Here is a 13,328-nt window from a genome sequence, read left to right on the forward strand (position 1 = left end):
AGTAATTCAACCGCGCATGCCCGGGCTTTAAAACTGTGCGAAAGTCAAACTCATGCAATTAAGTTTAGCCATACCTACACCTCTGCAATACTTCGCTTCGTTGGTGGAGAGTGATGACCACTTTCCACTACTTGAGTCGGCTATCAGTTTGGCGCAGGACGAATACCCCGACCTTGACGTTCAGCAGGTGCTGGGCGATGTTGACCAACTGCTCGCGCGCCTCAAGCGCCGCTTGCCTGTCGATGCGCCTGCCCTGCAAAAGTTGCGCGCTTTAAATCAATTCTTTTTCCACGACCTGAGTTTTGGTGGCAACGTCAACAACTACTACGACCCCGATAACAGCTATGTGAATGCTTTGCTCAAGACCCGGCGCGGTATACCTATTACGCTGGGTGTGCTTTGGCTTGAGTTGGCCAGCGGTCTAGACCTGAATGTGCGCGGTGTAGCTTTTCCTGGGCACTTCATGGTGAAGGTCAATTTGCCTAAAGGTCAGGTGGTGATTGATCCTTTTACCGGTCAGTCGCTCAGTCGCGAAGAACTTGCCGAGATGCTAGAGCCCTTTAGGCCCAAAAGCGGAGGCAACGATTTTGAGACGCCGATAGGCCTTTATCTTCAATCGGCTTCACCGCGTGACATCATCACTCGCATGCTGCGAAACCTCAAGGAAATCCATACCAACCAGCAAGACTGGCAGCGTTTGATTGCGGTTGAGGACAGGCTGATAGTGCTGCATTCCGATGCCTGGGTTGAATACCGTGACCGCGGCATGGCTTGGGCGGTGCAGGGGCAAAACGCGCTGGCAGCATCAGATCTGGAAATCTACCTCAGCCATATGCAAGACCCGCCGGATCACCAAGTTGTCTCTGAACGCTTGCTTGAGTTGCGTCAGAGCAGCGCATAAAAACTGCCAAGTTCTAGCTGTGATTGGTGCTTGACGCTGTCTGCACACATCAGTGTTGCTGATTTTGTGCCCCAGCGTAAATTGGCTGTTTAGTGCTGGTAAATTAGTCTGATGGATTAACGCTTGGGCCTTTTATCAAGACCCAAGCCCTGGCTTTAGTTAACTGTAACCGCCGCCCCGTCACCTATTGGGCCAATCACGCCAATTTCATACACCGTCTCGCCCGCTTCGCGCAGCATTTTCGCCAGCGCTGGCGCATGGGCGGCGTCTATCACCACGCACATGCCAATGCCGTTGTTAAACGTGCGGTTCATTTCCATGTCGTCAACGCCGGCTGTGGTTTGTAGCCAAGCAAACAGCTCGGTCTGTGGCCAGCTGCCTTTTTTGAGTTGAGCGGCCAAGCCGTCTGGTAACACCCGGGGAATGTTTTCTAACAAGCCGCCGCCAGTGATGTGTGCCAACGCTTTGATGGGGTGAATCGCCAATGCGGCGAGCACGGTTTTGACGTAGAGCCGGGTCGGCTCCATCAACGCGTCTTTAAACGGTTTGCCGTCTAGCGTAGCGGGCAAATCGCTGCCGGCGCGCTCAATGCATTTGCGCACCAAGCTAAATCCGTTTGAGTGTGCGCCGCTGCTAGCGAGTCCCAACACCACGTCACCGATAGCAACATCCTTGCCGGTGAGAATTTTTGCTTTCTCAACCGCGCCGACGGCAAAGCCGGCTAAGTCGTATTCACCAGCGGGGTACATGCCTGGCATCTCTGCCGTCTCGCCACCAATTAATGCGCAGCCGCTGAGTTCACAGCCGCGGGCAATGCCGCCGACTACGGCCGCTGCGGTGTCAATATCGAGTTTGCCGCAGGCAAAGTAGTCGAGGAAAAACAGCGGTTCTGCACCTTGAACTAATACGTCATTCACGCTCATGGCGACTAAATCAATGCCCACGGTGTCATGCATATTCCATTCAAAGGCCAGGCGCAGCTTGGTGCCCACGCCGTCTGTGCCGCTGACCAGAACCGGTTCTTTGTAACGTTTAGGAACTTCAAACAAGGCGCCAAAGCCGCCGATGCCGGCCAGTACGCCGTCGCGCATGGTTTTTTTGGCCAGCGGTTTGATGCGCTCGACTAGCGCGTCGCCGGCGACGATGTCAACGCCAGCGTCTTTGTAGCTCAGTGGTTTGATGGGGGTGTTGGTCATGTGGAGGCCGGGCTTTTCGGTCGGTAAGTAATGAGTGGGCATGCTCTTTGCTGCGAATATGCAGTCAGTCAGCAAGGGCGCGGGCGCAGACGCTGCTGCAAGCCCGATAGAATTCAGCCTAGATTCTAAAGGCTGTCCTCATCGTGTGGATTCGCCTTGTACGGCGCCAACAGCTGCTTTTGTAGCTTAAAGCGAATTTTTAATTATTATTTCGCATTTTTTCGTCCGGTATGTCCGGCCCAAGCGCTGTTGCCTTCAGTCCCTACTAGCTCAAATCCTTTTTCTATGCAATTTACCAATACCCAAAAACGCAGCGCTGCTTGGTGCTCGATTGCCGTTGTGGCGACGCTGGCGATCTGGCTGCTGGCGCCTGTGCTCACACCGTTTGTGATTGCGGCGGTATTGGCCTATGCGCTCACGCCCTTGGTTAACTGGCTGGTCGAGAGTTGCAAAGGCTATTTGCCGCGCGTGTTGGCCGTTTTGTTTGTCGAGCTGTTGCTCATCATTGCCGTCCTCGGTTTACTACTTTTGGTGGTGCCAATCGTTGCCAAGGAGTTGCCCCTAATGCGCGAGCAATTGCCGCAGGTTGTCGATCGCCTTAAAACCAGTGTTTTGCCGTGGCTGGCTCAGTTTGGTATTGAGCTGTCTCTAGACACTGCCAGTATCAAGGCCTTTGCGCTTAAGTATCTCAATGCCAATTACGAAGAGGCGCTGAGTCAGTTGATGTCATCGCTTAAATTGGGCAGCAGCGTTGCGTTGGCGATTATTGGTAATGCGGTGTTGGTACCCGTCGCTCTGTTTTACCTGCTGATGGATTGGGATGCCTTTATTGCGCGTCTGGTTCGTGTGGTGCCGCCTTCCATGCGCCATGCTTTTGATGAAATGACGGATGAAGCTGATATGGTGCTCGGTCAGTATTTGCGCGGCCAGTTGCTAGTTATGCTCATCATGGCGATTTTTTATGCCGTCGGTCTGTCATTGTTTGGTCTTGATTTGGCCTTGCCCATAGGCGTTTTTACCGGTCTGGCCATGTTCATCCCGTATGTGGGTTTTGGCATTGGTTTGCTGTTGGCGATACTCGCCGGCTTGCTGCAGTTCGCTTCGCTCAAGGCGCTGGTGATGGTGGCGGTGGTCTACGGTATTGGCCAGTTGGTAGAGAGTTTGTACCTCACGCCGCGCTTGGTTGGTGAACGTATAGGTCTGCATCCGTTGGCAGTGATTTTTGCCTTGCTCGCTTTTGGTCAGGTGTTTGGTTTTGTCGGCGTGCTGATTGCACTGCCCGCAAGTGCCGTACTGCTCGTGGCCATGCGCCGCATCATGCTGCGCTATATGTCCAGCAAACTTTATAAAGAATAAGCACCGGCATGCTGGGAATGAAGCAGATTGCGCTGGATATAGGGTTGGCCTCCACGCCAAGTTTTGATAACTTTTTCGCCGGCCCTAACGTTGCGGCTCTTGCGCATTTAGAACTGTCTTCTAGCAGTACCCGCGCATCAGTACCGACCTATCTCTGGGGTTACTCTGGCAGTGGCAAAACGCATTTGCTGCGCGCTGCTTGCGAAGCCTTACGGGAGCAGGGCGCGCGCGTTGGTTGGCTCGATGCCTCAGTGCAGTCGCCGCCTGAATTCAGTGAATCCTGGGCTGCGGTCGTGCTCGATGAATGCCATCTCTACAATGCGGTGCAGCAGCAAGTTGCTTTTAACTGGTTTATCAACTCCATTTACCCGGCTGAAGGTCAGCCGCGCTGGGTGCTAGCCGCAGGTGATTTACCGCCTGCTGACTTGATGCTGCGTGAAGACTTGCGCACCCGCTTAGGCTGGGGCAATGTGTTTGAGCTGCATGCCTTGAGTGAGCCCGAGCGGCGCGCAGTGCTCAAGCGTGAAGCTGATGTACGTGGTCTTTTTTTAAGCGATGACGTCGTCGACTTCATGCTCAGACGTTTCTCCCGTGATCTTGGCAGTTTGATGCGTTTGCTAGACAAGCTCGACGCCCATGCGCTGCAAACCCAGCGCGCCATCACGATCCCATTGATTAAGGACATGCTCGAGACCCAATGAAACCCAATACCGACCGACAAAAAATAGCCTTGTTTGACCTTGATCACACTTTGCTGCCAATTGATTCTGATTTCGAGTGGTGTGAATACACCATCGCCTTGGGCTGGTGCGATAGCAGTGAGTTCAAGCGCCGCAATGCGGAGTTCTTTGATCAGTACCGCGCCGGCACGTTAGAAATTCACGACTACGTACGCTTCGCGACACAAGCCATGCGCGAGCAAGGCGCAGAAAAATCCATCGCCGCCCATCTTGATTACATGCGCACCGTGGTGACTAAAAACATCACCCCGCAAGCGCGCAATTTGCTCGCCCTGCACAGGGACGCGGGTGAGCAAATCGTGATCGTCACCGCCACCAACGAATTCGTCACCCGTCCGATTGCGACAGAACTGGGCGTCGCCGAGCTGATCGCGGTGGAACTTGAACGCAATGCCCAAGGCTGGTTTACCGGTGAGATTTTGGGCACTCCATCCGTGCGAGAAGGCAAAGTCGTGCGCGTAGAGCAGTGGCTAAATGCCCGTGGCCTGGGCTGGGACGACGTGGAAACCACTTTTTATAGCGACTCACTGAATGATTTGTCGCTACTTGAAAAATCCACTCACCCGGTGGCGACCAATCCGGATGACAAACTCCGCGCCATAGCGCTGGCACGCGGATGGCGCATACTCGACCTGTTTATCTAGTTACACATGATTAAAAAATTTATTGACAAATTGTTCGGCAAGTCCGATTCCTCGCTAGCCGCTTCCAAACGCGTCAAGAAATCTCCCTTCGGCGAACGCCGCGATGTTGCAGTCAAAGAGCACGGCATCAACCCTAAGTTGGTGGACGAGCGCGCCATGGACGTGGTGCTGACCCTCAAACACGCGGGCTTTGAAGCCTTTATCGTCGGCGGTGCGGTACGTGATTTGCTCGTTGGCCTGAAACCCAAAGATTTCGACGTAGCCACCAACGCCACGCCAGAGCAGGTCAAGTCGCTGTTTCGCCGCGCCTTCATCATCGGTAGACGCTTTCGCATCGTGCATGTGATTTATGGTCGTGGCCGTGAACATGAAGTCATTGAGGTCTCCACCTTCAGGGCTTATCTGGACAATTCTCTGGCCGAGCAAGTCGGCGGCAATGAGCGCACCAGCAAAAGCCAATTAGCCGGTATGAAGCATGCGGTCGACGCCTCTGGCCGAGTGCTGCGTGACAACGTCTGGGGCCCTATGCAGGAAGACGCGGCAAGGCGCGACTTCACCATCAACGCCATGTATTACGACCCGCAAACCCAAGTCGTGGTCGACTACCACCATGGCTTGCGTGACTCGCAGAAAAAAATCATTCGCATGATTGGTAACCCGGCTGTGCGTTATCGGGAAGACCCGGTGCGCATTATTCGCGCCGTGCGTTTTAGCGCCAAATTAGCCGCCCTGGGTTTCACTTTTGAAGACAAAACTGTAGCGCCTTTGGTTGAGATGAAAACGCTGCTAGCGGACGTGCCGCAATCGCGTTTGTTTGATGAAATGCTCAAACTGCTGCAGACCGGGCATGCCGTGGCCAGCATTGCGCAGCTAAAGTTTTTGGGCTTGAGCACTGGCATTTATCCCTTGCTCGACGTGGTGGTTGATGCTGCTGATGAGCAGTTTCTCAAGCTCGCATTGCAAGACACCGACAGGCGTGTGGGCGAAGGCAAACCGGTTGCGCCTAGCTTTTTGCTCTCTTGCGTGCTCTGGACTGATGTTCGCGAAGGCTGGGCCAGACGCAAAAAACGCGGCGAGCACACTATGCCGGCGCTGCAAGATGCGATTGACGAGGCGTTTAACGCCAAGATTGGCGACGTCTCTGGCCGCGGTAAGTTGGGCACCGATATGCGTGAGATTTGGAGCATGCAGCCGCGCTTTGAAAAGCGCACCGGCAGCACGCCCTACTCGATGTTGGAGCAACCACGCTTTCGCGCCGGTTTTGACTTTCTGCGCTTGCGCGCTCAAACCGGTGAGATAGAGATGGAGTTGGCCGAGTGGTGGGAGAAGTTCAGCACTGCCTATGACGACGAGCGTCACGAAATGATTGAGGCCATGCGCCAAGAGCAGCTGCAAAAGCCGCAAACACCGAGAACCCGCGTCAAGCGTGTTGATGTTGATGCCCAAGCAAACCCACCAGCCGCAGGCTTTGAGCGTCCCGCCAATGGCAATCATGCAGAGCAATCTTTTTCTGATGCGCCAGAGGCTGACGCACCGGTCAAAAAACGCAGGCGTCGTCGCAAGCCGGTCAATCGTGCTGAAGGTGGAGCGCAGGGTGCAGAAGGCACAAATACCTCTAATGGATTTGATGGCGATACTGGCCAGCAAGACAGAGGCTTATTAACACCATGTTGACGCCGGGCTACGCACCGCTGCATGCGCCAGCCCATCCGCTTAATTCGCGTAGTCCGTGTATTGCCTACATTGCGCTGGGAGCCAATTTCGGCGATGCGAAAGCTGCGCTAGAGCAGGCCGTAGTTGCGCTATCGGCTTTGCCTTTTAGTCGTTTGCAAAAACTCTCTAGTTTTTATAAAACGGCGCCAATTGATAGCGCCGGGCCTGACTATCTCAATGCGGTCGCAGAGATTTCAACTAGTTTGTCCGCACCCGATTTACTAGGTGCTTTGCAAGCGATTGAAAACCAAGCCGGCCGCGAGCGGCCTTACCGCAATGCGCCGCGCACTTTAGATCTTGATATCTTGCTGTATGGCAGTGCTTTTGTTGCGTCAGCGCACTTGACCTTGCCACATCCGCGCATGTTTGAACGCGCATTTGTGCTGATTCCTTTGGCAGAAATTGCGCCGCAAATAGTCACTGCGCAGCAGCTGCTAGCGGTTCAAGCGCAAACCATTTCACGCCTTTAATTTATCTTGCTGCTTAGGTTTTTACGGTGCGAGTCGCTCACGCAGCCACTCATCGCCAGTTGACGCAGCGTTCGTCTGCAAGGTGTAGCGCAGTCTGTCGTGCAAACGGCTTTTACGGCCCTGCCAGAACTGCCAGTTGTCGGGCTTTAGCCGGTAACCACCCCAGTGCGGTGGGCGCGGTGGTTGGAGCAAAAATTTAGCCCCATACATGGCCGCATTGGCAACCAACACGCTGCGGCCGCTAATGACTTCGCTTTGCGGGCTGGCCCAAGCGCCAATCCGTGAGTCCAGCGGGCGGCTATGGAAATACGCGTCGCTCTCAGCGTCTGAGACTTTTTCCACAATGCCTTCTATGCGCACCGTGCGTTCGAGTTCAACCCAATGAAATTGCAGCGCTGCAAACGGATTGCCGGCCAATTCCTGGCCTTTTCGGCTGGCGTAATTGGTATACCAAACAATGCCGCGTTCATCAAATCCCTTGATTAACACCACGCGGGTGGATGGCCGCATGTCGCTGCCCACGGTTGCTAACGTCATGGCATTGGGCTCTGGCACTTCGGCAGCAATGGCTTCTTCTAGCCATTGTTCGAACTGCTTCATGGGATTGGCGGCGGAGGCTTTTTCGTCCATCTCTGCGCGCTCATAGCTTTTGCGCAGATCGGCAATGGGTTTGTGTGTGTCTGACATACTCAAAGTATAAATATCGACCCAGCAATTCATTTTTTAGTTTGTCAATGCCCCAACGCCCTACTGTGATTATTCTGGCCGCTGGCCGTGGTGAGCGCTTTGCCGCATCGGGCGGCAAGCTACATAAACTCCAAGCCTTGATCGCTGGTAAGCCGGTGCTAGAGCATGTGCTGGACGCGGTGCGCGCCAGTAGTCTGGACTGGCATTTGGTACAAGCTGATGCCAGTCGACCTGGCATGGGCGACTCGATTGCCGCTGGCGTTGCCGCTACTGCCAAAGCTGCTGGTTGGTTGATATTGCCTGGTGACTTGCCGCTAATTCGAAGCCAAAGTCTGTTGCAAATTGCAGACTATGCAAAAGCTGCTGTGGTCGTACCGCTCTACCAAGGAAAGCGCGGTCACCCGGTGCGTTTTGCGTCTGAGTGCTTGGATCAGCTGTTGGCTTTGAGAGGCGCTGAAGGCGCGGCCAGCGTGGTTAAAACACAGGCTTTGCTGAACGCTGTGGCTTTCTTGGTTTTGGATGATGTCGGTTTGGTCAGTGATGTGGACACGCTAGCCGATTTAGAAAACGTCCAAGCTTTGTTTAATCAACTGCCAGCGCCAACAGCTTGCCCAACGCCGCGTCCTCAATCCCCAGCGATTTGAGTTTGTCGTAGGTCAGCTGCGCATACTCGCGCGTGCTGCCGTAGCGGCCAACAGCGGTTAAGAAAATCTGCCGGTATTGCGTTGGACTGAGCACGCCGGTGTGGTTTGGACTGCGCTTAGACAGCGTAAAAGCCAGCGCCGTTACATCGCCTTTGGCCGTGCGACAGCGCAGCCATTTTGGGTCGTAGACGCCGGTGGGCATTTCTCTGGCCCAGAGGTCGGGCAGCATGCTCAGCACCTTGGCTTTTGGCACGCGAAAAATCATGCCTTTGCAGCTGCCGCCAGGCAGTAGGCCAAACACCAAACCTGGGCACTCAGGTGTGCCGCGGTTAACCCGGCTCCACATTTTCAGAGCGCGGTGATAGCCGGGCAGGGTGGCAAAGCGCTGCTCGTCAAATTCAAACTCGGGCCGCCAAATGAGCGAAGCATAACCAAACATCCAGAGATCGGTCTGGCCGCCCCATTCTCGTTTGAGGGTTTCCAACATGGCTGCCGGGTCGCGAGGTTTGCCGTTGCGGCCTAAGACTGGCGTAAGGCTTGTAATAGACGGTGTCGCGGAAGGTGAAACAGAGGGTAAAACAGGATTTTGTGGCACCCCCCGACTCTACAATAATTAAATTTTAAAACTGGATACTCGATGAACTCTCAGGATGATGAAGGCCAACAAGGCTTGGTGTTGGCTTTAGTTTTTGGCCTCATAGCTTTGGTGCTGGCTTTAGTCATAGGTCTGGCCATACGCACGGCTGGACTGGCGCGTGATGCGGCTTTAGCGCCAGCGTTGCAAGCTCAGTCGGAGTCGCTAGTCACACTGCCTAATGAGCCGGCTGGGGCTACTTCTAGCGCCGCTCCGGTAATGCCAGCGAGTTCTGCCAGCTCGGCGCAGGCCGCTTTAGACGCTGGTAGCGTCAAAGTTGAAACTAACAGCGTGAGGTTTTACTTCCCCTCTGGCAACGCCGATCTGGCCGTTGGTGCTGGCGCAGCGCTGGCTGAGTTGGTCAAAGATGCTCGCCCGGGTCGCAAACTAGTCATCACTGGTTTTCATGATGCCACCGGTAACACCGCTTCCAATGAAGTGTTGGCTACGCAGCGGGCTAATGCGGTGAGAGATGCGCTACGTGCGCAAGGTATTAAAGACTCGCAGATAGAGATGAAAAATCCTGAGTTTATGGTGGGCGCTGGCGGTAACGAACAAGCTCGCCGGGTTGAAGTGCGATTAGAGTAAATACGGCTACTCGACTAAGTCTGCTTAGTCGATAACCGCATTTGGTACCTCACTGGTAACTCGGGCGAATCAAAATCGGCTCATCAGCGGTTACCATGAGTTGGTAATTAAGTTACGTGTTCTTGGCTTCGCCGAGTTCATTCAACCCTCATCTTGTCCGATGCGTCAGTTAAGCACTGGTTTTCAGTGTCCAACTGCAACGGACACTCAAGGTACCAATGTCCGCACAAACACCCAATACCAATCCCGCCATGCACCCCGTGGTGGCTGCTGTTACCGCCCGCATCAAAGCGCGCAGCCTGCCGGGCCGCACCGCTTATCTGGCGCAATTGCATATCGCTGCCAAGCGTGACCGCAGCACAGATCGTATGGGTTGCGCTAATTTAGCCCACGCTGTGGCTGGCATTCCGCTCGATGATCGCTTTAAAGTCGTCACCGAGCGCGCACTCAACATCGGCATAGTCACGGCCTACAACGACATGTTGTCGGCGCACGCACCTTATCAAACTTATCCAGCACTGATCAAGGAAGAGGCGCGAAAGCACGGCGCTACCGCCCAAGTCGCCGGTGGCGTGCCGGCCATGTGCGACGGCGTGACCCAAGGCACGACTGGCATGGAGTTAAGTCTTTTTAGCCGCGATGTGATCGCCATGTCTACCGCCGTGGCCTTGTCGCACGATATGTTTGACGCTGCCTTGATGCTCGGCGTGTGCGACAAAATCGTGCCCGGCCTGTTAATCGGCGCTTTGCATTTCGGCCATCTGCCGGTAGTGTTTGTGCCCGCTGGCCCAATGACCTCAGGCATACCGAATAAAGAAAAAGCCCGCGTGCGCGAACTGGCCGCACAAGGTCTGGTCGGCCGCGAAGAATTGCTTGAGTCTGAAATCAAGTCCTATCACAGCGCCGGCACTTGCACTTTTTATGGCACGGCCAACAGCAACCAATTGCTACTCGAAGCCATGGGCTTGCATGTGCCTGGCACAGCCTTTGTTAACCCTGGCAATGCGCTGCGCCAAGAGCTGACCCGTGAAGCCACACGCAGCGTATTAGCGATTACCCAAAAGCGCCGCTTTGCACCGATTGGCGAGATCGTCGACGAACGCGCTATCGTCAACGCCATGGCTGCTTTGCTCGCGACTGGGGGTTCAACCAACCATTTAATCCACTGGGTTGCAGTCGCACATTCAGCGGGTATCACGATTGATTGGGACGACTTTGCCGAGCTCTCAGAAGTCATTCCCACGCTCGCCCACGTCTACCCCAACGGCAGCGCCGATGTGAACCAGTTTCAGGCCGCAGGCGGACCCGGCTACATCATTCGTGAATTGTTAGATGCCGGCTTGATGCATGGCGACGTGCTAACCGTGCGCAGCGGTGGCCTGCGTGAATACACTGGCGAGCCGCAACTAGACGGCACAAGCCTAAGCTGGAACCCGATTGGCGAATCCAACGACCTGAGCGTTGTGCGCCCCGCCAGCGATCCGTTTAGCCCCACCGGAGGCCTCAAACTGCTGGGCGGAGAACTGGGTCGCAGCGTAATCAAGACCTCGGCGATTCCAGATGATTGCCATTTAATCGAAGCACCAGCCCGCGTTTTTGATTCCCAAGAAGCCTTGCTGCAAGCTTTTAACAGCGGCGACTTAGAAAAAAACTGCCAAGCGCAGGGCGGCGTTATTTGCGTCGTGCGCTGGCAAGGTCCGCAAGCCAACGGCATGCCAGAGCTACACAAGCTCACGCCGCCGCTGTCGGTGCTGCAAGGCAAGGGCTTTAAAGTGGCACTGGTCACTGACGGTCGAATGAGTGGCGCTTCCGGCAAAGTGCCGGCCGCGATTCATGTTTCACCAGAAGCGGCAGCCGGCGGGCCACTGGCCTGTGTGCGTGACGGCGATGTGATTCGTCTTGATGCCCAAGCTGGCCTCCTGAGCATTTTGTTGCCAGCCGCGCAATGGGCCGCCCGCACGCCGGACAGCATGCCCGAGGCACTGCGCGCAGCGAACGCCATGGGCATGGGCCGCGAACTATTTACCGGCATGCGCCGCAGCGCGATGAGCGCAGAAAGAGGAGCTTTGTCATGGCTGTAAAAGCACAACTCACCGGCCCGTTAACGGCTTTACAGGTGATGCAAGACGCACCCGTCATTCCCGTCATAGTCCTCACCGATGTCGGCCAAGCCGTGGCCATGGCCAAAGCCTTGGTTGCAGGCGGCATACGCATGTTAGAAGTCACGCTGCGCACGCCGCAAGCTTTGGCCTGCATAGCAGCGATTGCACGGCAAGTGCCTGAGGCGGTAGTCGGCGCCGGCACCCTGCGCAGCGCAGCAGATGCCAAATCAGCCGCCGCTGCAGGTGCGCGCTTTGCCGTTAGCCCGGGCTACACCAAGGCGCTGGGTCAGGCTTGCCGCGATTTAGGCTTGCCTCTGCTGCCCGGTGTGGCTACCGGCAGCGAGATCATGATGGCGCAAGAAGACGGCCTGAATCATTTGAAATTTTTCCCCGCTATGCAAGCTGGCGGCCCGGCCATGCTTAAGGCCTGGAGCGGCCCTTTTGGCGATGTGCGGTTTTGCCCCACTGGCGGCGTGAGTAGTGACAACGCTGCGCAATTCTTAGCGCTGCCGAATGTGGTCTGCGTGGGCGGCTCATGGCTGACGCCGCTTGACGCGATGGCGCAGGGCGATTGGACACGCATTGAAAAGCTGGCGCAGCAAGCTTCGATTTTGGCGACTGTTGCTTGATTTATCGTAGTTGGTAAGAGCGGGCAAAGCTGATTTTCAGCACCATTGCGCGTTCATTGCCAAACGTTTTTAAGTCGCAAAATATCAATCAGCCTTGCTTAGCGCCTGAACCCTAAGGTGATTGATGGCAGCGCCAAACCAGCGATTGTTCAAATTGCTGCGCCTTACGCCCACGCTGAATAAGCAATCAACTGCTTTTTTTAGTTTTAACAGCGACTACTTTTTGAGAAAGTAGTTTTGCAGCTTTTAAGTCTGCCTCTTCCTCCCACCGCATTTCATCGTTGGCCAAATTTTCTATCATCGCCAGCAAGACTTTTCGCGTCGTTTTAAGGTCAGCGTCGCTAACGCCAAGCGCGCTCAAGTCATTGGTTTGCTCAGCCAAGGGCACAAGCTTTTTCTTTAGCGCCCGACCCTGCTTGCTCAGGTAGACGTAAATATTTTTCTTGTTGCCCGGCAGCTGCCTGCGCTCGATATAGCCAAGCGACTCCATAGATTTCATGGCGCTAAAGGTGGTTGGCTCCATTACTCCGGCGCGTTCACTGAGTTCTTTTTGCGTTAAGCCATCGGCAACCCACAAAATGCGTAAAAAACTCCAGTGCCCAAAGGCAACACCGTGTACAGCTAAACGTGTCTGCAAGGCTTTTTGAAAAGCTCGGGCGGCGTCTTTGACCAAGTGCGCCAGGCGATCGTTTGGAACCGCCTCGCGCCAGTGGTAAAGAATTGAACGTGTTTCGTTGGTCATGCGTGGATTATCTGCTGACGGTTTTCTCTGTCACCTGTTTAAATCTTCCAGCGTCTCTATGGGTATGCCTACTTTTTAAGCACCCTCGGCAAAACCAGCACTGGCTTAGCAAATGCCACTTGTGCAATAGCTTATCCACAGGGTGCAGCACCCTAGGCTGGGACAACTTTTTTAAGTAATGTCGCTCGATAAGCGGCAAGACAGCATGTCGCACTGCTTGCGCTTGAGTACCTATCTAGTGATGGGGGGAGGGCATGAAAGACAAGCGAAGCCAGCGTTGGC

The 13,328-nt window shown here is 55.0% G+C and carries 14 protein-coding genes; 10 read left to right on the forward strand and 4 right to left on the reverse strand.

Annotated elements, in window-relative coordinates:
* Nucleotides 1-52 precede the first annotated feature (52 nt).
* Complete coding sequence (locus HC248_RS05105; protein ID WP_168921565.1) at nt 53-901, forward strand: SirB1 family protein; 849 nt, start codon at nt 53-55, stop codon at nt 899-901.
* A 155-nt stretch (nt 902-1,056) separates the two neighbouring features.
* On the opposite strand, the gene purM is transcribed toward HC248_RS05105, so the two are convergent.
* Nucleotides 1,057-2,097 carry a phosphoribosylformylglycinamidine cyclo-ligase gene (gene purM / locus HC248_RS05110; RefSeq protein WP_168921566.1) on the reverse strand — a complete coding sequence of 347 codons (1,041 nt, stop codon included), beginning with the start codon at nt 2,095-2,097 and terminating at the stop codon, nt 1,057-1,059.
* Between the two features lie 285 nt (nt 2,098-2,382).
* On the opposite strand from purM, the gene HC248_RS05115 reads away from it, so the two are divergent.
* The 5 genes from HC248_RS05115 to folK are packed head-to-tail and all read left to right on the forward strand — an operon-like array spanning nt 2,383 to nt 7,020.
* A complete protein-coding gene (locus HC248_RS05115; RefSeq protein WP_168921567.1) occupies nt 2,383-3,453 on the forward strand; it encodes an AI-2E family transporter in 1,071 nt (356 codons plus the stop codon).
* Between the two features lie 17 nt (nt 3,454-3,470).
* Nucleotides 3,471-4,154: a DnaA regulatory inactivator Hda gene (hda, locus tag HC248_RS05120; RefSeq protein WP_168923680.1), complete on the forward strand. Its 684-nt coding sequence runs from the start codon at nt 3,471-3,473 to the stop codon at nt 4,152-4,154.
* A complete protein-coding gene (locus tag HC248_RS05125; RefSeq protein ID WP_168921568.1) occupies nt 4,151-4,837 on the forward strand; it encodes an HAD family hydrolase in 687 nt (228 codons plus the stop codon). Before hda ends, HC248_RS05125 begins: the two co-directional genes overlap by 4 nt.
* Nucleotides 4,838-4,843: 6 nt before the next feature.
* The gene (gene pcnB, locus HC248_RS05130; protein WP_168921569.1) at nt 4,844-6,511 is read left to right on the forward strand and encodes a polynucleotide adenylyltransferase PcnB; all 1,668 of its coding nucleotides are present in this window, start codon (nt 4,844-4,846) and stop codon (nt 6,509-6,511) included.
* Entirely contained in the window at nt 6,505-7,020 is a 516-nt protein-coding gene (gene folK, locus HC248_RS05135; protein ID WP_168921570.1) for a 2-amino-4-hydroxy-6-hydroxymethyldihydropteridine diphosphokinase, read from the forward strand. Before pcnB ends, folK begins: the two co-directional genes overlap by 7 nt.
* A 21-nt stretch (nt 7,021-7,041) precedes the next feature.
* Here the strand turns inward: folK and pdxH are convergent, their stop codons facing one another.
* Nucleotides 7,042-7,707 (reverse strand): pyridoxamine 5'-phosphate oxidase, encoded by a 666-nt coding sequence (gene pdxH / locus HC248_RS05140; protein WP_168921571.1) that lies wholly within the window; start codon nt 7,705-7,707, stop codon nt 7,042-7,044.
* Between the two features lie 47 nt (nt 7,708-7,754).
* Between pdxH and HC248_RS05145 the strand changes: the two genes are divergently transcribed.
* Nucleotides 7,755-8,351: a nucleotidyltransferase family protein gene (locus HC248_RS05145; protein WP_168921572.1), complete on the forward strand. Its 597-nt coding sequence runs from the start codon at nt 7,755-7,757 to the stop codon at nt 8,349-8,351.
* Here HC248_RS05145 and HC248_RS05150 read toward each other — a convergent pair.
* Entirely contained in the window at nt 8,290-8,838 is a 549-nt protein-coding gene (locus tag HC248_RS05150; protein ID WP_168923681.1) for a gamma-glutamylcyclotransferase, read from the reverse strand. The genes HC248_RS05145 and HC248_RS05150 overlap by 62 nt on opposite strands.
* A gap of 150 nt (nt 8,839-8,988) precedes the next feature.
* Here HC248_RS05150 and HC248_RS05155 point away from each other — a divergent pair, with 150 nt between their 5' ends.
* The 3 genes from HC248_RS05155 (at nt 8,989) to eda (ending at nt 12,304) form a co-directional block, all read left to right on the forward strand.
* Nucleotides 8,989-9,573 (forward strand): OmpA family protein, encoded by a 585-nt coding sequence (locus HC248_RS05155; protein WP_168921573.1) that lies wholly within the window; start codon nt 8,989-8,991, stop codon nt 9,571-9,573.
* A 218-nt stretch (nt 9,574-9,791) separates the two neighbouring features.
* Nucleotides 9,792-11,654: a phosphogluconate dehydratase gene (edd, locus tag HC248_RS05160; RefSeq protein ID WP_238342725.1), complete on the forward strand. Its 1,863-nt coding sequence runs from the start codon at nt 9,792-9,794 to the stop codon at nt 11,652-11,654.
* On the forward strand, nt 11,645-12,304 hold the full coding sequence (gene eda, locus HC248_RS05165; protein WP_168921574.1) for a bifunctional 4-hydroxy-2-oxoglutarate aldolase/2-dehydro-3-deoxy-phosphogluconate aldolase: 660 nt from the start codon (nt 11,645-11,647) through the stop codon (nt 12,302-12,304). The genes edd and eda overlap by 10 nt, the downstream gene beginning before the upstream one ends.
* A 187-nt stretch (nt 12,305-12,491) precedes the next feature.
* Here the strand turns inward: eda and HC248_RS05170 are convergent, their stop codons facing one another.
* Nucleotides 12,492-13,046, reverse strand: a complete 555-nt coding sequence (locus tag HC248_RS05170; RefSeq protein ID WP_168921575.1) for a MarR family winged helix-turn-helix transcriptional regulator — start codon at nt 13,044-13,046, stop codon at nt 12,492-12,494.
* Nucleotides 13,047-13,328: the final 282 nt, after the last annotated feature.

Origin of the sequence: Polaromonas vacuolata (assembly GCF_012584515.1) — a bacterium.
Taxonomy (GTDB): Bacteria; Pseudomonadota; Gammaproteobacteria; order Burkholderiales; family Burkholderiaceae_C; genus Polaromonas; species Polaromonas vacuolata.